The organism is Frigoribacterium sp. CF331, from assembly GCF_057787905.1.
Window position 1 is genome coordinate 2144553 of sequence record NZ_CM173545.1, and the last position, 18154, is coordinate 2162706.

20 protein-coding genes are annotated in these 18154 nt (G+C 73.4%); 6 read left to right on the forward strand and 14 right to left on the reverse strand.

Annotation, left to right across the window (positions count from 1 at the left end):
- The first annotated feature begins 73 nt into the window (after positions 1 to 73).
- Positions 74 to 787 (forward strand): response regulator transcription factor, encoded by a 714-nt coding sequence (locus AC3CCI_RS09990; protein WP_488627076.1) that lies wholly within the window; start codon positions 74 to 76, stop codon positions 785 to 787.
- Here the strand turns inward: AC3CCI_RS09990 and AC3CCI_RS09995 are convergent.
- Together AC3CCI_RS09995 and AC3CCI_RS10000 are read right to left on the reverse strand one after the other, a co-directional pair.
- A complete protein-coding gene (locus AC3CCI_RS09995; RefSeq protein WP_488627077.1) occupies positions 784 to 1494 on the reverse strand; it encodes an ANTAR domain-containing protein in 711 nt (236 codons plus the stop codon). The two genes, AC3CCI_RS09990 and AC3CCI_RS09995, sit on opposite strands and share 4 nt — an antisense overlap.
- Before the next feature lie 149 nt (positions 1495 to 1643).
- On the reverse strand, positions 1644 to 2468 hold the full coding sequence (locus AC3CCI_RS10000) for a helix-turn-helix domain-containing protein (RefSeq protein ID WP_488627078.1): 825 nt from the start codon (positions 2466 to 2468) through the stop codon (positions 1644 to 1646).
- A gap of 131 nt (positions 2469 to 2599) precedes the next feature.
- Between AC3CCI_RS10000 and AC3CCI_RS10005 the strand changes: the two genes are divergently transcribed.
- The 4 genes from AC3CCI_RS10005 to AC3CCI_RS10020 all read left to right on the forward strand — a co-directional run bounded on the left by AC3CCI_RS10005 (position 2600) and on the right by AC3CCI_RS10020 (position 7114).
- Positions 2600 to 3340, forward strand: coding sequence for an SDR family oxidoreductase (locus tag AC3CCI_RS10005; protein WP_488627079.1), 741 nt, complete (start codon positions 2600 to 2602; stop codon positions 3338 to 3340).
- 128 nt (positions 3341 to 3468) lie between these two features.
- Entirely contained in the window at positions 3469 to 5190 is a 1722-nt protein-coding gene (locus tag AC3CCI_RS10010; RefSeq protein WP_488627080.1) for an endo-1,4-beta-xylanase, read from the forward strand.
- A 78-nt stretch (positions 5191 to 5268) separates the two neighbouring features.
- Positions 5269 to 5805 carry an RNA polymerase sigma factor gene (locus AC3CCI_RS10015; RefSeq protein ID WP_354594462.1) on the forward strand — a complete coding sequence of 179 codons (537 nt, stop codon included), beginning with the start codon at positions 5269 to 5271 and terminating at the stop codon, positions 5803 to 5805.
- A gap of 55 nt (positions 5806 to 5860) precedes the next feature.
- Positions 5861 to 7114: a hypothetical protein gene (locus AC3CCI_RS10020; RefSeq protein ID WP_488627081.1), complete on the forward strand. Its 1254-nt coding sequence runs from the start codon at positions 5861 to 5863 to the stop codon at positions 7112 to 7114.
- An 81-nt stretch (positions 7115 to 7195) separates the two neighbouring features.
- Here the strand turns inward: AC3CCI_RS10020 and AC3CCI_RS10025 are convergent, their stop codons facing one another.
- The 6 genes from AC3CCI_RS10025 to AC3CCI_RS10050 are packed head-to-tail and all read right to left on the reverse strand — an operon-like array spanning position 7196 to position 12331.
- Positions 7196 to 8011 (reverse strand): Fpg/Nei family DNA glycosylase, encoded by an 816-nt coding sequence (locus AC3CCI_RS10025; protein ID WP_488627082.1) that lies wholly within the window; start codon positions 8009 to 8011, stop codon positions 7196 to 7198.
- A gap of 9 nt (positions 8012 to 8020) precedes the next feature.
- The gene (locus AC3CCI_RS10030; protein ID WP_488627083.1) at positions 8021 to 8437 is read right to left on the reverse strand and encodes a RidA family protein; all 417 of its coding nucleotides are present in this window, start codon (positions 8435 to 8437) and stop codon (positions 8021 to 8023) included.
- Positions 8434 to 9561 carry an aminotransferase class V-fold PLP-dependent enzyme gene (locus tag AC3CCI_RS10035; protein WP_488627084.1) on the reverse strand — a complete coding sequence of 376 codons (1128 nt, stop codon included), beginning with the start codon at positions 9559 to 9561 and terminating at the stop codon, positions 8434 to 8436. Before AC3CCI_RS10035 ends, AC3CCI_RS10030 begins: the two co-directional genes overlap by 4 nt.
- Positions 9558 to 10370, reverse strand: coding sequence for an amino acid ABC transporter ATP-binding protein (locus AC3CCI_RS10040; RefSeq protein ID WP_354594457.1), 813 nt, complete (start codon positions 10368 to 10370; stop codon positions 9558 to 9560). Before AC3CCI_RS10040 ends, AC3CCI_RS10035 begins: the two co-directional genes overlap by 4 nt.
- Entirely contained in the window at positions 10367 to 11359 is a 993-nt protein-coding gene (locus AC3CCI_RS10045) for an amino acid ABC transporter permease (protein WP_488627085.1), read from the reverse strand. Before AC3CCI_RS10045 ends, AC3CCI_RS10040 begins: the two co-directional genes overlap by 4 nt.
- On the reverse strand, positions 11360 to 12331 hold the full coding sequence (locus tag AC3CCI_RS10050; protein ID WP_488627086.1) for an ABC transporter substrate-binding protein: 972 nt from the start codon (positions 12329 to 12331) through the stop codon (positions 11360 to 11362). It lies immediately after the preceding gene.
- 113 nt (positions 12332 to 12444) lie between these two features.
- Here AC3CCI_RS10050 and AC3CCI_RS10055 point away from each other — a divergent pair, with 113 nt between their 5' ends.
- The gene (locus AC3CCI_RS10055) at positions 12445 to 13212 is read left to right on the forward strand and encodes a helix-turn-helix transcriptional regulator (RefSeq protein WP_488627087.1); all 768 of its coding nucleotides are present in this window, start codon (positions 12445 to 12447) and stop codon (positions 13210 to 13212) included.
- A gap of 6 nt (positions 13213 to 13218) precedes the next feature.
- Here AC3CCI_RS10055 and AC3CCI_RS10060 read toward each other — a convergent pair whose 3' ends face one another.
- From AC3CCI_RS10060 to AC3CCI_RS10085, 6 genes are all read right to left on the reverse strand, one after another.
- Positions 13219 to 13824: a class I SAM-dependent methyltransferase gene (locus AC3CCI_RS10060; RefSeq protein ID WP_488627088.1), complete on the reverse strand. Its 606-nt coding sequence runs from the start codon at positions 13822 to 13824 to the stop codon at positions 13219 to 13221.
- Between the two features lie 334 nt (positions 13825 to 14158).
- Complete coding sequence (locus AC3CCI_RS10065) at positions 14159 to 14629, reverse strand: MarR family winged helix-turn-helix transcriptional regulator (RefSeq protein ID WP_354595523.1); 471 nt, start codon at positions 14627 to 14629, stop codon at positions 14159 to 14161.
- A 92-nt stretch (positions 14630 to 14721) separates the two neighbouring features.
- Positions 14722 to 15462 carry a ZIP family metal transporter gene (locus AC3CCI_RS10070; protein ID WP_488627089.1) on the reverse strand — a complete coding sequence of 247 codons (741 nt, stop codon included), beginning with the start codon at positions 15460 to 15462 and terminating at the stop codon, positions 14722 to 14724.
- An 81-nt stretch (positions 15463 to 15543) separates the two neighbouring features.
- Positions 15544 to 16224: an SDR family NAD(P)-dependent oxidoreductase gene (locus tag AC3CCI_RS10075; RefSeq protein ID WP_488627090.1), complete on the reverse strand. Its 681-nt coding sequence runs from the start codon at positions 16222 to 16224 to the stop codon at positions 15544 to 15546.
- 122 nt (positions 16225 to 16346) lie between these two features.
- The gene (locus AC3CCI_RS10080; RefSeq protein ID WP_488627091.1) at positions 16347 to 17507 is read right to left on the reverse strand and encodes a S26 family signal peptidase; all 1161 of its coding nucleotides are present in this window, start codon (positions 17505 to 17507) and stop codon (positions 16347 to 16349) included.
- A 45-nt stretch (positions 17508 to 17552) separates the two neighbouring features.
- A complete protein-coding gene (locus AC3CCI_RS10085) occupies positions 17553 to 18152 on the reverse strand; it encodes a hypothetical protein (RefSeq protein ID WP_354595518.1) in 600 nt (199 codons plus the stop codon).
- Positions 18153 to 18154 lie beyond the last annotated feature (2 nt).

Sequence of the window (18154 nt, forward strand, 5' to 3'; positions counted from 1 at the left end):
GTTCGCTGACTCATTCGACACAAGCACCCGGGGATCGCGGTCGTGTCACCCCTGGGGGTGAATTCATGGAGGCATGTCCCCCGTCACGGAACGAACCAGGATCGCGCTCGTCAACGACTACGAGATCGTCGTCGAGGGGTTGGCCCGCGTCCTCGAGCCCTTCGCCGAGCGGATCGAGATCGTCGAGATCAACGCGCGCGAGCGGGTGGACACGGTGGTCGACGTCGCCCTCTACGACACCTTCGCCCAGCCGAAGCCGGACGACGAGGACGTCTCACGCCTCGTCGCCAACCCGCTCAACCGTCACGTGGCGGTCTTCACCTGGAAGATGGACGACGACCTCATCGAGGCCGCCCTGGCGCGGGGCGCCAGGGGGTACTTCCCCAAGAGCCTGGCCGCCGCCGACCTCGTCGACGGGCTCGAGCGCGTCGCCGCCGGCGAGAGCGTGGTCCACGGGGCGCGTGCCCGCGTCCGGAGCGGACCGGCGGTCGACTGGCCCGGTCGGGCGCTCGGCATCTCGGACCGCGAGTCCGAGATCCTGGCGCTGATCACCCAGGGCAAGAGCAACGCCGACATCGCCCTCCTCGCCCATCTCAGCCCGAACACCATCAAGACCCACATCCGCACGCTGTACAGCAAGATCGGTGCGGTGAACCGGGTCGACGCGGTGCTCTGGGGCTCCGACCACGGGTTCCGCCCCGACCACCAGAGCGTCCGGCTCACACAGGGCGACGTCGGGTCACCGGCACGACCCGGGACGATCGGCGGTCGAAGCGGTGACGGCTAGAGGACGATGCGCCCTGCCAGCACGCCGAGGGCGACCTCGGTCAGGGGCAGCCGGTTGCGCCGGGCGTGGTCCCGCAGCAGGCCGAAGGCGGATTCCGGGCTGATCGCGTTGCGGTTGGCGATCCATCCCTTGGCCTGCTCGATCACGGTGCGGCTGTCGAGGGCGGCCTGCAGCTGGGCCCGGCCGACCTCACCGTCGTCCACGGCCCGCTGCTGCACGATGCTGATGGTGGCGATGTCGGCCAACGCCCGGGCGGCGGCGACGTCGTCCGGGTCGAGGGCCCCGGCCTCCTCGCCGAAGAGGTTCAGCGACCCGATCACGTCGTCGCGCAGCCGCAGCGGGATCGAGTGCACCGAGGCGTACCCGGCGTCGGTGGCGCTGCGGCTGAAGTGCGGCCAGCGTGCCTCGACCGCGGTCACGTCGGACACGGCGACGACCTGGCCGGTCCGGGCCGCCTCGAGGCAGGGCCCCTGGTCCGTCTCGACCTGCAGCAGCTCGAGCAGGCCGCTGTGGTGCCCGGTCGACGCGGCGATCTGCAGTTCACCCGATCGCCCGAAGAGCATCAGGCCCGCCGCGTGCGCGTCGAAGAGGGCGACGGATTCGTCCACGAGGACCTGGAGGCGGTCGTCGCGGCCACCGGGACCGGTCGCGTCGCCCATCAGGCGCACGATGGCGTACAGCAGGCGTCGTTCACGGTGGGCGGCCACGGGGGCACTCCAGGATTCGATGATTCGAAGTGGCCGGTCGTGCCCTGCTCCAGCGGTGGGAGACCGCGTGGCCCGACACTAGGACCGGAGTCTGCGAACTGGCCCGGTCGGGGGAGGCGGCGATCCCGCTCCGGCTCGGCGACGCCGGATCAGCCGCCCGCCCGGGCGTCCCACGTGGACAGGAGGCGCAACCCGTCGGCACTCTCACCCCGGGCGTCCGGGTAGTAGATGACGAGGACGACCTCGCCCACGGGCAGCTTCTCGCGGTGCAGCACGAGCGGACCGACCCGGGGGTGGTCGATCGTCACGGTGCCGCCGTCGAGCACCCGGACGTCGTGCCGGGCCCAGAGGGTGCGGAACCGGGCGCTGGCCAACGACAGCTCACCGACGAGTTCCACCGCCCGGGGGTCGTTCGCGTCGCGACCGAGGGTCCGTCGGGCCACTCCGACGAACGACTCCACCGCGGCCTCCCAGTCCCGGTGGAACGTTCGTTCCCCGGGGTCGAGCACGAGCGATCGCAGACGGTTCTCGCCGACGACCAGCCGCGGGGACAACGCCACCGCGGCATCGTTCGAGGCCAGGACGTCGAAGTACAGACCCTCGACGAACGCGGGGACGTCGAGTGCGGCGAGGAGGTGGTGCAGTCGCTCGGGCACGTGCTCGGCAGGTCGGGCGCGCCTCGTGCGTGGTCGTGCCGCCGTGAGGTCGTGGAGCCAGGCCGTCTCGACGTCGTCCAGTTGCAGGACGCGCGCCAGCGCCTCGAGCACCTGCGGGGAGGGGTTGGCGTCGCGGCCGCGCTCGAGTCGGAGGTAGTAGTCGGCGCTGATGCCCGCGAGCAGGGCGACCTCCTCGCGCCGGAGTCCGGGCACTCGTCGGCGGGACCCGCCGGGCAGGCCCACGTGCTCGGGCGGGACGAGGGCGCGCCTGGCCTGCAGGTACTCGCCGAGGGCGTTCGTCCGCGTGTCCGGGTCCATGGCCCGACCATACCCAGCGGCCGCCGCCCGAGCGGGGGTCCCGTCACTCCCCGGATCAGCCGGGACCTGCCCGTCCGGGCCGTCGGCGGTGAGTGTGGTCCCGTACCCGACCAGAGACAGGAAGAGACACCATGGACATCAGCGACCGTACCGCACTCGTCGTCGGCGGCACCTCGGGCATCGGCCTCGGCCTCGCCCGTCGCCTCGCCGCCGCCGGCAGCACCGTCGTCGTCGCCGGACGCGACACCGACAAGGTCGACGACCTCGAGACCGTCCGCATCGACGTCACGGACCCCGACTCCGTCACCAGGGCCAGGGACGACGTCCTGGAGGCGCATCCGGGCCTCGACACTGTGGTCACGATGTCCGGCGTCCTGCTCCAGGAGGACCTCCGTGACCCCGCCCACTTCGCTGCCGCGGAGACGACCATCGCGGTGAACCTGCTCGGCACCATCCGCGTGGTGGACGCGTTCACCCCGCACCTCGTCGGTCGCGGTGGCGGGCACGTCATCACGGTCTCGTCGGGCATCGCGTTCCTCCCGTTCCCGCTGATGCCCTCCTACGGTGCGTCGAAGGCGGGCGTCCACGCGTACACCGAGTCGCTCCGGGCGCAGCTCGCCGGCACGGGCGTCGGCGTCAGCGAACTCGTACCGCCGGCCGTCGCGACGGCCGGCCAGGAGAAGGTCAACCCGGCGGCCCTGCCGCTAGACGACTACCTCGACGAGGTCGTCGACCTCCTGACCCGGGACCCGACCCCGGACGAGATCGTCGTCCGGGCCGCGCAGCGGCTGCGCCGGGCCGAACGCGACGGCACCTACGCCGACCTGCTCGCGGCACGAGCGCGCGCGTTGGACACCCTGCCCGGTCGCTGACCCGACGCCGGATCGCCGTCGCCGGACGGCGGCCTCGCGAGACGGATGACGCAGTCCCTCCGGCGCCGGCCAGAGCTCGGGGGCCGACCCGCGCCTCCTCGTCCCGCCTCGACGCTACGGTGTGGTGCATGGAGCCCGACGCGCCCGAGTCCGCGGTGCGACGGACCGCCCGGCGGCGGTGCGTCGTGGCGCTGGTGGCCGTCGGCCTCCTGGTGACGGGGTGCACGTCGTCGCCCCCGCGACCCGAGGAGGGGACGGTCGTGGACGTCCTCCGACAGGACTGGCGGCACGTGCCCGGAGTCGTCGCCGACGACGACGGCCTGCGGGTGGCGGCCACGGGACGGAGCATCGTTCGGCAGGACGGGTCGGGCGGGCAGCCGGACCCGCCGCTCGACCTCGCGGGGACCCACCTCGTGGCCCCGGGCGACGTCAGCCTCGATGCCTCGTTCGCGGACGTGACCGCCGACGCCACCCTGGCCGTGTACGACAGCCCACCGGTGGTCGCCGACGAGTTCCGCCTCGAACCGGCCGGCGTCCGGCTCACGTTCCGTGGCGACGACCTCGGCATCGCCGTCTTCGACGGGTCGCCGCCGGACGACGCGACCGACCCCCGGCCGGTCGTGGACGAGCACGTGACGATCGGCGACCCCGAGGCCGAGTTCTCGGTGCGTCGGTCCGGCGACCTGCTCGAGGTGGTCGACGACGGCGACACGGTGTTCTCGGCGCCCCTGGGCGGCGTCCTCGGGTCCGGCGAGCTCTGGCTCGGCCTGTCGAGCGACGAGGGGACCTTCCGGGTCGGCTCGTTGACCGCGACGGCCCCGGCCGGTGACTCGCTGTCCGCCGCGGGCCCCGCCTGGGCGGGTGCCGAGGCCTCGCCGGACGGTCTGCAGGCGCTCGCCGCCCGCTCCCGCCCGGACTTCGTCGTCGGTGCCGCCGTGGCGCTCGGCCCGCTCGCCTCGGACCCCCGGTACGCCGACGAGTTCGTGGGCGACTTCGGCGCCCTCACCCTCGAGAACGCCATGAAACCGCAGGCGATCTCGCCTCGTCGGGGCGAGTACCTCTTCGACGAGGCCGACGCGCTCCTCGACCTCGCCGAGGACCACGGCATGGCGGTGCACGGCCACACGATCGCGTTCAGCGAGGCGATGCCCCGTTGGATGCGAGAGCTCCCCTCCGACACCGAGCAGGAGCGACGGTCGAGCGCCGACGCCCTGCTCGACTACGTGACCACGGTCGTCACGCACTTCCGGGGTCGGCTCGACTCGCTCGACGTCGTCAACGAACCGTTCGACGTCGACCAGGGGACCGAGTTGCAGCAGAACGTCTGGTACCGGGTCTTCGGGCCGACCTACCCCGTGGTCGTCTCGCGAGCCGTCCACGACGCCGACCCGGACGTCCGGCAGTTCGTCAACGAGAACGGCGCCGACGTGCCGGGCCCGCGCCAGGACGCCCTGCTGCAGTTGGCCCTCGACACGAACGAGCGGGGAGGGTTCGTCGACGGCGTGGGCCTCCAGGCCCACGTCTACGACCTCGGGACCGACGCGATCTCGGCCGACGACCTCGCCGAGACGTTCGACGCCTTCGACGACGCGGGACTGCTCGTCCGCATCTCGGAGAACGACGTCACGGACGACGAGGGGCAGGACGCCCAGGCCGAGCAGTACGCCACCGTCCTCGCGGCCTGCTTCCGCTCCGAGGCCTGCGTCTCGTACACGACCTGGGGTGTCGACGACCGGTACGACTGGTTCGTCGACGACGAGGGCCGCCCGCAGCAGGGGCACGACCTGCTCTTCGACGACGGTGCGCCCACCCCCGCGTACGACGCCCTGAGGACGGTCCTCACTGGCTGAGTGCGGCGCCCCGGCCGGGCAGGACGATTTTGTGACCTTCGCGACGTCGACGACATTGCCGGGGTGGAGGGGGTGGACGTGGATCACACGACGAGTCCGGACCAGGACCTGCTGAGGCAGGTGGCCCGAGGGGACACGACGGCGCTGGCGACGGTGCTGGACAGGTACACGGCGGCCGTCACGCGGTACGCGTGGGCGATCACGTCACGACGCATGGACGTCGAGGAAGTCGTGCAGGACACGTTCCTCACCCTCTGGCGCAAGGCCGACACGGTCGCCGGCACCGAGTCGCTGCTCCCGTGGCTCCTCGTGACCTGCCGCCACCACGCCCTGAACCTCAACCGGAAGAACATGCGTCACGCGAGCGACGAGTTGCCGGACGACCTGGCCGCCCCCGCGGACCACGACGAGGCCAGGGATCGCCTGAGGTTCGTCCGGGCCGAGATCGAGACGCTCTCGGAGACCGACCGTCGCGTGTGCGAGCTCTGTCTCGTCGACGGTCGCTCGTACTCGGAGGCGGCCGAGCTCGTCGGCGTCAGCGTCGGCGCCGTGAAGCAACGTGTCCTGAGATCCAGGACGAGACTCCGGAAGGCGGTGATCGACGGTGAACGCTGACGACGATCGAGGCGGGTGGAGGGACGTCCCTCCGACCGCCGACGAGCTGACCACCATGACCGTCTCGGTGAGGCGAGGCGTCCTCGAGGGGGTCGCGGGCGACCGTCGGGGCCGTCGCGGCCGAGGCCGGGTCGTCGGCGGGAGCCTCGGCGTCCTGGCCCTGGTGGGCCTCGGCCTCGCGAGCGGTGGCGTCGCCCTGGGGCTCATCCCGTCACCGTTCGACGAGCCCGAGGAGCAGGCCCCACCCGCCGCGGTGTCCGTCACCCCGACGCCCACGCCGAGCCCGACCCCGTCGCCCACGAGCACGCCGACGAACGCCCCGGCACCCGACTTCGCCGCTCCCGTCCCGTCGCTGCCCCTGGACTGCGCCGCGGTCGCCGATCAGGCGTCCCTCGGCTCGCTGCTGCGCGCGCCGGACCAGTTCAACGACTTCCCCGACGTCTTCATGCCGGACATCGCGGGTCTGCGTCAGGCGGGCGTCCGGACCTGCATGTGGGGGTCGTCGACCGACTCGGCGTCCGCCTCCCTCATCATGGACGTCTCGTCCGACGTCGACGCGGGTCGGACGTGGATCGACGAACGCAGGGCCGCCGGGGCCGCCGCCGCCGGCCTCGGCGACGCGTCGGTGCTGTCGTGCGACGACACCATCGGGCAGTGCGACGGCAGCATCGTGGCCGGGTCGTTCTGGATCGAGTTCAGGTGGCACCAGTCCCCGACCCTGGCCCCGGACGCGACGGCTCTGCTGACGAGCTTCTTCTCCCGCGTCGTCGACGTCGTGGTCCCCCTCACGCCGGCCCGCCCGTGGGTGGCGCCCGAGTCGTCCGCTCGGTGGGACCCGTCGGGCGGGTGCCCGGCCCTGGCCACCGCCCGGCCGATGAGCGACGTCCTCGGCACCCCGGGCCTGTCCGACGTGGCGATCGACCTGCTGCCGGGCACGAAGGACGGCATCGAGCGGACCCAGTCCGACACGTACGAGTGTCGGTGGTCGATGCCCGACGGCGTGCAGGTGCCGGACGGTGCCGTCGGAGGCATCGACGTCGAGATCGCCCCCGGCGCACGGTGGGCCTACGAGTCGGCGTCCGACACGTTCCGCGACGGCGACGACCCGGCCGGTGGAGCGACCCCCGTGGTGGTCTCCGGCGCCCAGGACGCGACGCTGCGCTGTTCGTCGGCCGAAGGACTCTCGTGCTGGCTGGACGTGCTCGTCGACGACTCCTGGATGCAGGTCGGCTACCCCAACCGCTTCTCGCCCGAGCAGGCCCCGCTGCTCACCGCCGTCGCCGAGACGATCATCGCCGCTCGCCCCTGAACCGCGTCGGCGTCCACCCGGCGCGGGGGCGCCTCCGGCGCGGGGGTGCCTCGGACCCGGGGTGCCTCGGGCGCGGGGCGGTCACCCGTCGCGGACGCCCGCCGCGGGCTGGCACCGCGGGCACCACCACGCCCGCCGCGAGCGACCGTCGGGGCCGGGCGGGTCGTCGCGGGCCTCGACGCGGGTGCCGCAGCGGAGGCACGGGCGACCGGCCCGGCCGACCACCCAGTGCGTCTCGCCGCGGCGGGTGCGCCCCGTCGTCACCTGGTACGCGCCGGGCGTCGTGGCCGAGAACCGCAGGGCCCGCGCGGCGACGTCGACGAGCTTCACGAGGTCGACCCCGCCGACCGGGGTCGTGGGGTGCACGCCGCGCAGGAAGCCCACCTCGTTGACCCAGAGGTTGCCCAGGCCGGCCATCGGACGCTGGTCGAGCAGGGCCGCACGGACCGTGACGTCGGGGCGTGCGGCCAGGCGACGTCGCGCCTCCTCGGGGTCCCAGTCGGGGCGCAACGGGTCGGGGCCGAGGTGGCCGATCAGGGTGTGCTCGTCGCGGGTCGGCACGAGGTCGACGACGGGCAGGTCGACGCCCCACAGCGTGTGACCGTCGTCGAGCCGCGCCCGCACGCGCACCTGTCGCTGCAGCCGGGACGGCAGGACCCGGCCGGGTCGGGTGAGGGTCCACGAGCCCTGCATCCGCAGGTGGGTGTGCAGGGTGGTGCCGTCGTCGAAGCGGGTCAGCAGGTGCTTGCCGTGGGTGTCGAGCTCGACGACGCGCCGGCCGGCGAGCGAGTCGCCCGCCCGGCCGCCGGACCGCAGCTCGCCGTCGACGACGAGCCGGTCGACGAGCGAGGGACGGAGGCGCGCCGCGAGTCGGTGGACGCTGTCACCCTCCGGCATGCCGCGATGCTACCCGGCGTGCCCCGGGGCGACCGCCGCGACGAACTCGATCTCGACCCGGGCGCCCTTCGGCAGGGCCGCGACCTGGTAGGCGGCGCGGGCCGGCAGGACGCCGCCGTCGAAGACCTCGGCGTACGCCTCGTTGACGACGGCGAAGTCGGCGATGTCGGCCAGCAGCACCGTCGTCTTGACGACGAGGTCGACGCCCGAGCCGGCGGCCTCGAGCACCGCGGCGCCGTTGCGCAACGACTGACGCGCCTCGTCGCGGACGCCGGGCCCGGCGAACTCGCCGGTCGCGGGGTCGATCGGCAGCTGGCCCGACACGAACACGAGGTCGCCCACGCGGACGGCCTGCGAGTAGGGGCCGATCGCCGCCGGGGCCGTGTCGGTGTGCACGGCCCGGAGGGGGTTCGTCTCGAGGGTCATCGTCGTCCTCCCAGGACGCTCAGGGCCGCGTCGAGTGCGGCCGGGGTTGTGGTGGCGTGGACGCTCAGGCGCACCCGGTCGTCACCGTGGATCGTGGCCGTGACGCCGGCCTCCTCGAGCCGGGCGCCGACGCGCGCGGCCTCGCCCGCGGGCACGCCCGCCACGACGAGTCCGGCCCGCCGGTGGCGCTCGACGGGGGAGAGCACCGGCACGCCGGCCGCCTCGAGTCGGGCGACCAGGTCGCCCGCGGTGTCGGCCACGCGGGCCGCCACGGCGCCGACCCCGACGGACTCGAGCTGCTCGAGCGCCGTGGCCAGGGCGCCCGAGGCGAACGGCGAGCCGTTCGTCACCGACAGGCGCTGAGCCCCGGGCAGCGGATCGTGTCGCACGCCGTCGTAGCGAGAGGCGCCCTCGACGCCGGTCCAACCGCCGAGCACCGGACGGAGGCGCGCGAGGGCCCGCGGGGACGCCGCCACGAACCCCGTGCCCCACCCCGCCCGCAGCCACTTCTGGCCGCCGACGACGAGGGCGTCGGCGAGCGTCCAGTCGGCGTCGACGACGCCGAAGCCCTGGATGCCGTCGACCACGAGCAGGCGGTCGCCGACGGCTTCCCGCAGGCCGGCGAGGTCGGCGACCGCGCCGGTGCGGAAGTCGACCGCGCTCACGGCGACCGCGACGGTGTCGGGCCCGACGGCGTCGGCCACCCGCTCGGGAGTGACGGGTGCCAGCGGCTGACCGGGCACCTCGGGCAACGGACGCACGGTGGTGAGGCCGGCCTCCTCCGAGCGCCACCACGCGTAGAGGTTCGACGGGAACTCGGCGCCGCTCACGACGACCTCGCCCCGCGGCAGGCCGAACGCGACCTGCATCAACCCGAGCGACGTGCTGCCGGTGAGGGCGACCCCGGCGCGGTCGAACCCGGTGAGGCGCGCCACCGCGGCCAGCGCCCGGTCGTCCTCGGCGTGCAGGCCGGACGACGGGACGCCCGCGCTCGCCGCGGAGGCGAGGCGGCCGATCGTCTCGACGACGTCGCGCGAGGGCGGACCGTAGCTGCCGAAGTTCAGGTACCCGACCGGCTCGGAGAACGACGCCAGGTACGCGTCGAGCGCCGGGTCGGACGTCACGCCAGCACCCGCTGCAGGAACTGCCTCGTGCGGGCCTCGCGGGGGGCGCCGAGCACCTGCTCGACCGGGCCCTGCTCGACGATGCCGCCGTCGGCCATGAAGACGACGCGGTCGGCGACCTCGCGGGCGAACTGGATCTCGTGCGTCACGACGAGCATGGTCATGCCGTCGCGGGCCAGGTCGCCCATCACCTTCAGCACCTCGCCCACGAGTTCGGGGTCGAGGGCCGACGTGGGCTCGTCGAAGAGCAGGAAGAGCGGCTTCATCGCGACGGCCCGCGCGATCGCCACCCGCTGCCGCTGCCCGCCCGAGAGCTGGCCGGGGTAGGCGTCGACCTTGTCGCCGAGGCCCACCCGCTCGAGGATCTCGACGGCCTCGCGCCGCGCCTCCTTCGCCGACCGACGTTGGACGCGCACGGGGCCCTCGAGCACGTTGCCCAGCACCGTCAGGTGCGGGAACAGGTTGAAGTGCTGGAACACCATCGCCGTGCGTGCCCGCTGCGCCGACAGCCGACGCTCGCTGAGCTCGTGCAGCACGCCGTCGCGCAGCTCGAAGCCCATCGGCTCGCCGCCGACCCAGACCTCGCCGGCGTCGGGCTCCTCGAGCCGGTTCAGGGTGCGGAGGAACGTCGACTTGCCGGCGCCGGACGGTCCGATGATGCAGACCACCTCGCCGCTGCTGACGGTCATCGACACGTCGCGCAGCACCTCGTGGCTACCGTACGACTTGCCGATGCCGACGGCCTCGAGGACGGGGGCGGCCCCGGCGGCCGGCACCGCGCCTCCTGGGGTCGTGTCGGTCGTGGTCACGGGGTGCTCCTGACGAGGGGTGCGCGGCCGAGGTCGGCGGCGACTTTGCGGCGGAGGGCGCGGGCGTTCGGCGGACCGCCGGGGCGGCGGTCCTGCCGGTCGAAGCTGCGCTCGAGGTGGTACTGGCCGACGCTCGCGACGCTGACGACGACCATGTACCAGATGGCCGCGGCGATCAGGGTCTCCATCACCTGCAGGTTGAACGAGGCGATGTTGTTGGCGGCCTTGATCAGTTCGAGGTAGCCGATGACCGACGCCATCGCGGTGCCCTTGAGCATGTTGATGAAGTCGTTGCCGGTCGGCGGGATGATGATGCGCATCGCCTGGGGCAGCACGATGCGCGCCATGCGCTGCGCCGGGGTCTGGCCGATCGACTGCGCGGCCTCGATCTGCCCGCGGTCGACGCTCTTGAGCCCCGCCCGCACGATCTCGGCCATGTAGGCGCTCTCGTTGAGGGCGAGGCCGAGGAACGCCGCGACGAACGTGGTCATGACGTCGTTCGTGCTGACGTCGACGAACACCACGTCGGTGAAGGGCACCCCGAGCTGCAGCCGCGGGAAGATCAGCGCGAGGTTGTACCAGAGCAGGATCTGCAGCAGCACCGGCAGGCCGCGGAACAGCCAGGTGTAGCCGGCCGCGAAGGCCTGGGCGACCGGGTTCTTCGAGATGCGCATCAGGGCGATGACGACGCCGATGACGACGGCGCTGACCTGCGCGACCACGGCGAGGACGATGGTGCCGACGAGGCCCTGCAGGATGATCGGCGAGACCAGGTAGTACGGGATGTCCCTGTACGAGATGTCGCCCTGCGACGCCCCGTACACGAGGGCGACGAGCAGCACCACGATCACGACGGCGCTCACCCACCGCCCCCAGTGCTTCAGGCGCACCTGCGGCAGCAGCTCGCGCCCGGGGCGCTCGGGCGGGCGGGACGAGGAGGCGCGGGTCGCGTCGCCGGCGCCGGCGCCCGTCGGTCGTGCGGTCGCCACCTACTTGCCGCCGTTGACGGTCGCCTCGGTGACGCTGCCCGAGGTGATGCCCCAGGCGTCGAGCACCTTGCCGTACGTGCCGTCGTCGATCAGCTCGTCGAGGGCGGAGGCGATGGCGTCGCGCAGCGCGGGGTCGTCCTTGTTGACGCCGATGCCGTAGGGGGCGCCGTCGATGACGTCGCCGGGCACGACCTCGAACGCCTGGCCGTCCTGGGCGGTCTTCGAGATGTAGACCGCGCTCGGCAGGTCGTTGACGATGGCGTCGATGCGGCCGGTGCGCAGCTGCGTCTGGTTCTGGCTGTCGCTGTCGGTCACGGTGATGTCGAGGGGCTCGTCGCCGTCGGTCTCGCACTGCGTGCTCGTGGCCTCGGCGAACTCCTGCTGGCTCGTGCCGGTCACCACCGCGATGGACTTGCCGCAGAGGGTGTCGGGCCCGGTGATGTCGGCCGGGTTGCCCTTCTGCACCATCAGGGTGATGCCCGAGGTGAGGTAGTCGACGAAGTCGATGGCCTGCTGACGCTCGGCGGTGTCGTTCATCGCGGCGATCGTCACGTCGACGCGGCCGGACTGCAGGCTGGTGATGAGCGAGCCGAAGTCCTGGTTCTGGTACTCGACGTCGAGGCCGAGCTTCTTGGCGACGGCCGTGATGAGGTCGTGGTCCGAGCCGACGACCGTCGAGCCGTCGGCCGCGTAGAAGTTGTTCGGCGCCGACTGGACGTTCGAGCCCACGACGAGCGTCCCGGCGTCCTTGATGTCGGCGGGCACCTCGGCGGCGAGCGTGTCGTCGACCTGGACGGCGTCGAGCAGGGCGCTCGTGTCGGGGATGCTCGACGCGGACGACGAGGTGGCGTCGCCGGTGGCGTCGCCGGGCTGCGGGGCGCTCGGGCCGCCGCAGGCGGTGAGACCGAGGGCCAGGACGGCGCCCGTGGCGACGGTGCCCCAGAGAGCGGAGCGGGAGCGGGTTCGGGTCATGGTCGAGCCTTTCGTGAGCGTCGTCGGTCATCGCAAGCTAGCCGAGTCGTCGGCAGGGTGAGAAGAAATTATCACAGCGCGAGGAACTTGTTACACACCGGTAACCTGGGCTCATGACGAGAGCCAGCAGCGCCACCGTGGTCGACCCGAGTCGCGTCCTGCGGGCGGAGTTCGAGCCCTACCTGCCGCTGATGGACTTCTTCGCCGAGCTGCTCGGGCCCCGGACCGAGGTCGTGCTGCACGACACGAGCGACCTGAGCCGCTCGATCGTCGCCCTGACCAACGGCCACGTGAGCGGTCGCAGCGTCGGCGGGCCGGCGACCGACCTGGTGCTCAAGGTGCTGCAGAACCACGAGCACGACGACCGCGACTACCTGGCGAACTACCTGGCCGAGTCGCGCACGGGCGGCACGTTCCGTTCGTCGACCTTCTTCATCCGCGACGCCGGCGGCGACGTCGTGGGCATGCTCTGCCTGAACATCGACGACGAGCCGTTGGCCCGGGCCCGCGACCTGCTCGTGGCGATCACGGCGACGACCGGGTTGGTCAAGGGGGCCGGGCCGGGCGGTGGGCCCGGGGCCGCGACGGGGGCGTCCGGGGCGGCGACGGGGTCGACGGCGCACCCGGCGGCGGCGCCCGTGGCCGAGCGGCTGAGCATGAACGTCGACGAACTCGCGCTCGACGGCGTCGCGCGGATCGTCGCCGCCCAGGGCGTCGAACCGCACCGCATGACGCCCGACGAGAAGGTCGCGGCCGTGCGCGAGATCGAACGGGCGGGGGTGTTCCTGCTCAAGGGCGCGGTGGCCCAGGTGGCCGAGGCCCTGCACGTGTCCGAGCCGACCGTGTACCGGTACGTGCGACAGGTGCGCCAGGGCGGCTGAGCGGGCCTACCGGTCGAGCCGGGCGACGAGTGCGCCGTGGGGTCTCGGCCCGGAGGGCGGGCCCGTCCGCGTGTGGATCTCGAGCACGTCGAACCCGGAGGCGCGAAGGGCGTCGGCGAGCAGGTCGGGCGACCAGCGCCAGGCGGTCGTGATCGCGTGGTCGAACGGTTCGACGGCGGCCCCGGCGAAGAACCCGACGAGCAGCCCGCCGCCGGGTCGGAGGACCCGCGCGAACTCGTCGAGGGGTCGACGGATCGTGCTCGGTTCGTGGTGGATCAACGAGTACCAGGCGAGGACGCCCGAGAACTCGCCCGGCCCGTACGGCAGGGCGTCGACGTCACCCAGGTCGAACGGCACGGCGGGGTGGGCACGGCGGGCGTACTCGACGAACTCGGGCACCTGGTCGACGCCGCGCACGTCGACGCCCCGGGCGGCGAGGTGCCCCGACCAGTGGCCGGGACCGCAGCCCGCGTCGAGCACGGGGCCGCCGACCGCCCTCGCCCACGACGTCACCAGGTGCTCGTCGGCCGGGTGCACCGACGACATCGAGCCGAGGTGCCGGGCGTACTCGTCGGCCCGCTCGGCGTAGCGCGCCCTGGCGTCCGATCCCATGCCCGAAGCCTAGGAGGCCGCCCCCGCCCGAGGTCGCACCACGTTCGCGTCGTCGAACCACGCTCCGGAGTGGTTCGACGACGCGACGGTGGTGCGACCTGGGCGGCGAAGGGCGGCGGGGTGGTGTGGCACCGCCAGGTGGACGTCGCACCGCCGAATGGGGCGGTGCGACGCTCACAGGGCGGTGCGACACGGGCAGGAGGCGCGGGTGCGGCGGGCGCGCACCCCGAGGAGGCGCGGCACCGGCGGGCGCGCACCCCGAGGAGGCGCGGGGTCGGCGGGCGCACACCCCGAGGAGGCGCGGGTCGGCGGGCGCGCACCCCGGCCGCGCGGGTCAGGACGCGGGTTCACGCGACGCGGCGTCGAGCGCCGCGGCGATGGCGTCGAGCTGGGGGAGGGCGTCGGCGATCGTCTCGTCGGTGCCCGTCGTCGAGAGGACGTACTGGTAGGCCTCGGTCAGGGTGCCCGTGGTGGCCTCACCCAGGGCCGTCAGGTGCAGGAAGAGGCTGCGGCGGTCGTCCGGGTGCCGGGTGCGGACGACGTGGCCCGACTTCTCGAGCCGGTCGACGACGGCGGTCGTCGCGCCCGTGCTGAGCAGCAGCTCGTGCGAGAGGGTGCCGGGCGTCAGGCCCGGTGCCTCGCCGATGGCCACGAGGGCCGAGAGCTCGGTGTGACCCAGTCCGATCACCTTCGCCGCGTGCAGCCGGTAGCGCCGGTGCGCCTCGTCGAGGGTCCGCAGGGTCGATGCGAGCAGCCGGACGGACTCCGGATGGTTCTCCGGGGTGGCGGGAAGGTCGGGGCTCACCGATGCAGGATATTCGAGCGCCGACCCGCGGGGTGCGGCACCGTCGCAGAACGGATGACCCAGTTCGGGGCCCCCGGCGGGGTCGCCGGGCGTCAGGCGACCTGGTGCACCACGTAGCTCGCGACGAAGCCGAGCACCGTGACCAGTCCGGTCAGCGTCTGCGTCTTGCGGAACGCCTCGGGGATCATCGTGTCGCAGATCATCGCGAGGATCGCCCCGGCCGCGAACGCCATCACGAACGACTGGCCGCCCTCGGGCACGCCGCCCAGCAGGGCGTACCCGCCGAGCGCGGAGAGGGCGCAGACCACGGCGATGCCCGACCACAGCCCGAAGACGTAGCGGGCGGACCGGCCCGACGACTTGAGGTCGGCCGTGCTCGACATGCCCTCGGGGAAGTTCGAGATGACGACGGCGACGAGCACCGCGACGCTGAGCGCACCCCCGCCCGTCAGGCTCACGCCCTGCACTGCGGTCTCGGGCACGCCGTCGAGCAACGCCCCGAGCGCGATGCCGAGGCCGGTGCCCGACCCGGCCGACCCCTGGCTGTGCCGCTTGCGGCGGAAGCCCCCGTGTTCGAGCAGCTGGTCGAGGACGACGTACACGACGGCACCGGCCAGGAACCCCGCGAGGGTCGGCACGAGGCCGCCGCTGCTCGTCGCCTCGTCGACGAGGTCGAACGACAGGGCGGAGATCAGCACGCCGGCGCCGAAGGCCATCACGAGCGCGACGACCTCGCGGGGCACCTTCACGAACCACGACACCACCGCCCCGACCACGAGCGAGAGACCCGAGAGCAGACCGGCGAGCGAGGCGAGGAGGAGCGGTGACGGCACGAGGTCAGGTCTAGTCCTCGGGGACGCAGGAGGCGCGGTGCCGGTCTCGATGGCCGGCACCGCGCCTCCTCGGGTCGCGGCTCAGTAGTCGATGCGGCCCCGGCGGTCGTGGAACTCGCCGGTGGGCCCGTCGGGGCCGAGCTGGGCGAGGGCGACCGTGGCGTCCGTGCCCTCGGTGACGGTCTGGTGGCCGCCGTGCCCGTTGAAGTCGGTCGCGGTGTAGCCCGGGTCGCTGACGTTCACCCGGAAGGTCGGCAGGTTCTTCGCGTACTGCACGGTGAGGGCGATCACGGCCGCCTTCGACGCGGCGTAGGGCACCGCCGCGACGGGGAACTCGTCGTGGCCCTCGGTGCTCAGCCAGCGCGGCCAGCCGACGCCCGACGCGACGTTCACGATCACGGGCCGGTCGGACCGTCGCAACAGGGGCAGCGCCGCCTGGGTGACGCGGACGATGCCGACGACGTTGACGTCGAGGACCTCCTGCATCGCCTCGGGCGTGAGGTCGTCGACGCCGGACGACGAACCGAGGACGCCCGCGTTGTTCACGAGCACGTCGAGCTCGGGCAGCGAGGCGAGGGCGGCGTCGACGCTCGCCTGGTCGGTGACGTCGAGCTGCACGGCGTGGGCGCCGAGGGCCCGGACGGCGTCGCCCGAGTCGAGGTCGCGCATGCCGGCGTGGACGGTGTGGCCGGCGTCGAGCAGGCGCCGGGCGGTCTCGAGGCCGAGGCTCTTGTTGGCCCCGGTGATCAGTGTGGTGGTCATGGAGCCATGCTGCGCCCCGACACCCACTGTGACCAGGCCCCGCACGACGGGAGGACCGCCGGTACCACCCTCGCGGGGCCGAGGCGGGGTCGGGGCCGACGGGCTGCCGCGGGCCGGGGGCGTCAGCAGCGGACCGCCGAGGCGAGCACCAGGGCGGTCACCTGGACCGAGGTCGTCGAGGTCGACGTGGCGGTCCACGAGCCGGCGAGCGTCGTGCGGACGGTGAGCGTGTAGCGGTTGCCGAGGGCGAGCAGGGCGCCCTGGTCGTAGGTGACCGAACGTTGGGTGCCCGCCGTCGTCGTCGCGAGGACCGTGCTGCCGTACATCAGCTCGAACTTGTCGGGGGCCTCGCCCGAGTACGACCAGCCGATCACGACGCCGCTCGAGCCGCTCGTGTTCGTGCAGGTCAGGGCCGTCGGCGCGACGACCGTCGTCGCCGTGAGCGAGCTCTGCGGCGACGTCGTCGTCGCCAGGAACGAGGCGGCGACGGCCTCGGCCGGCAGCATCAGTCCGATGGTCGACGTGGCGACCACGACGGCCGAGACGGCCGCGGTCGTCCGACGCCGTCGGGCCCGGCGGTGCAGCCGGCGGTGCAGGCGCCGGGGCGGCGTCGGGTTCTCGCGCCGCGCCTCCTCGTCCTGGCCCGCACGCCCGCCCCCGCCCGGAGGCGTCCCGTCGTCGTCGACGCCGGTCGCCTCGGAGGCGCGGCGACGCAGCGGGGAGTCGAGCGTCGTCAGCACGAGCAGCACCGCGAGGGCCGCCGCCGCGAGGCCGAGGTGCGCCCAGTCGCCCTCGCGCGCCCAGACGACCGGAAGCCCCACGGCGGGGACGCGGACCATCGCCACCCCGTGCACGGCGTCGCGCGCGACGGGACTCGAGTCGGCCGACGGGTTCGCGTCGCCCTTGGTGACGATGGCCCCGTCGACCCCGGGGGCGTCGAACCGGTGCAGACGGAGGTGGCCGGGCTGGTCGGGGTCGTCGAAGAGCAGCACCTGGCCCTGGTGCAGCGAGAGCGGGTCGACGGGTCGCGAGACGACGACGTCGCCCACGGGGATGCGGGGCGCCATCGAGCCGGTCATCACCGTGGTGGGCTGCCAGCCGAGCACCGCCGGGGCGACGGCCCAGAACGCGAGGCCGAGCAGGGCGGCGACGACCCCGCGGGCCACGGTCGCCACGACGATGCGCGACCAGTCGGCGAACCCCCCGGTGCCGACGGCGGCCAGCCCGGACGCGCCTGCCGAGGCGTGGCGCCTCGGCAGGGCGTGCGCGGGGTGCGTGCTCACGACGGCCTCTCGTCCGGTGCGGGTGCAGCGGGTCCGGGTGGCGGACTAGTTGTTCTGGGCCTCCCAGGTGAAGCCGAGCGAGGTGGTGGCCGACTGCAGCGAGTTCGCCGCGTTCGTGGGCAGCGCGTACGTGATGCGGTAGACCTTCGACTCGCTCGCGGCGCCCGTCGTGGTCCACGAGCCGACTCCGGTGGCGAAGGACGTGCGGCTGCCGGCGAAGGCGGCGAGGGTGCCCGTGTAGGCGGTGCCGTTCGTCGCGTCGGGCGTGAAGCCGGTGCACGAGCCGAAGCCGCCTCCGGTGCCCTGCTCGACCGTGAGGGTGAGGGCCGTCCCGAGCGGGGTGTTCGCCGTGCCGCCCGTGCCGTAGAGGACGACGTTCGAGGGCAGCGACCCCGTCGACGTCACCTTGATGCAGTTCGAGGCGGTCGAGCCGGGCTTGAGGTTCGTGGCCGTGAACAGCGCGGCGTTCGCGTCGTCGTCGGCGAGGGCGACCGTGCCGGCCGTCCAGTTGCTCGTCGGGTTGGTCGTCGTCGCCGAGAACGCCGAGTACGACGCGGCCGAGACGAGCACGCCCGAGACGACGAGGGCGACGGGGACGCCGACGAAGGCGGCGAGACGGGCGGCGCGGGGCGTGGAGATGGGCATGG

What these genes read in the sequence shown, in the direction of transcription:
- AC3CCI_RS10000 (WP_488627078.1), bottom strand. Translation starts at nt 2,468, where the DNA reads ATGGACCCGGACACGCGGACGAACGCCCTCGGCGAGTACCTGCAGGCC.
- AC3CCI_RS10010 (WP_488627080.1), top strand. Translation starts at nt 3,469, where the DNA reads ATGGAGCCCGACGCGCCCGAGTCCGCGGTGCGACGGACCGCCCGGCGG.
- AC3CCI_RS10030 (WP_488627083.1), bottom strand. Translation starts at nt 8,437, where the DNA reads ATGACCCTCGAGACGAACCCCCTCCGGGCCGTGCACACCGACACGGCC.
- AC3CCI_RS10005 (WP_488627079.1), top strand. Translation starts at nt 2,600, where the DNA reads ATGGACATCAGCGACCGTACCGCACTCGTCGTCGGCGGCACCTCGGGC.
- AC3CCI_RS10055 (WP_488627087.1), top strand. Translation starts at nt 12,445, where the DNA reads ATGACGAGAGCCAGCAGCGCCACCGTGGTCGACCCGAGTCGCGTCCTG.
- AC3CCI_RS10060 (WP_488627088.1), bottom strand. Translation starts at nt 13,824, where the DNA reads ATGGGATCGGACGCCAGGGCGCGCTACGCCGAGCGGGCCGACGAGTAC.
- AC3CCI_RS10050 (WP_488627086.1), bottom strand. Translation starts at nt 12,331, where the DNA reads ATGACCCGAACCCGCTCCCGCTCCGCTCTCTGGGGCACCGTCGCCACG.
- AC3CCI_RS09990 (WP_488627076.1), top strand. Translation starts at nt 74, where the DNA reads ATGTCCCCCGTCACGGAACGAACCAGGATCGCGCTCGTCAACGACTAC.
- AC3CCI_RS10075 (WP_488627090.1), bottom strand. Translation starts at nt 16,224, where the DNA reads ATGACCACCACACTGATCACCGGGGCCAACAAGAGCCTCGGCCTCGAG.
- AC3CCI_RS10025 (WP_488627082.1), bottom strand. Translation starts at nt 8,011, where the DNA reads ATGCCGGAGGGTGACAGCGTCCACCGACTCGCGGCGCGCCTCCGTCCC.
- AC3CCI_RS10020 (WP_488627081.1), top strand. Translation starts at nt 5,861, where the DNA reads ATGACCGTCTCGGTGAGGCGAGGCGTCCTCGAGGGGGTCGCGGGCGAC.
- AC3CCI_RS10085 (WP_354595518.1), bottom strand. Translation starts at nt 18,152, where the DNA reads ATGCCCATCTCCACGCCCCGCGCCGCCCGTCTCGCCGCCTTCGTCGGC.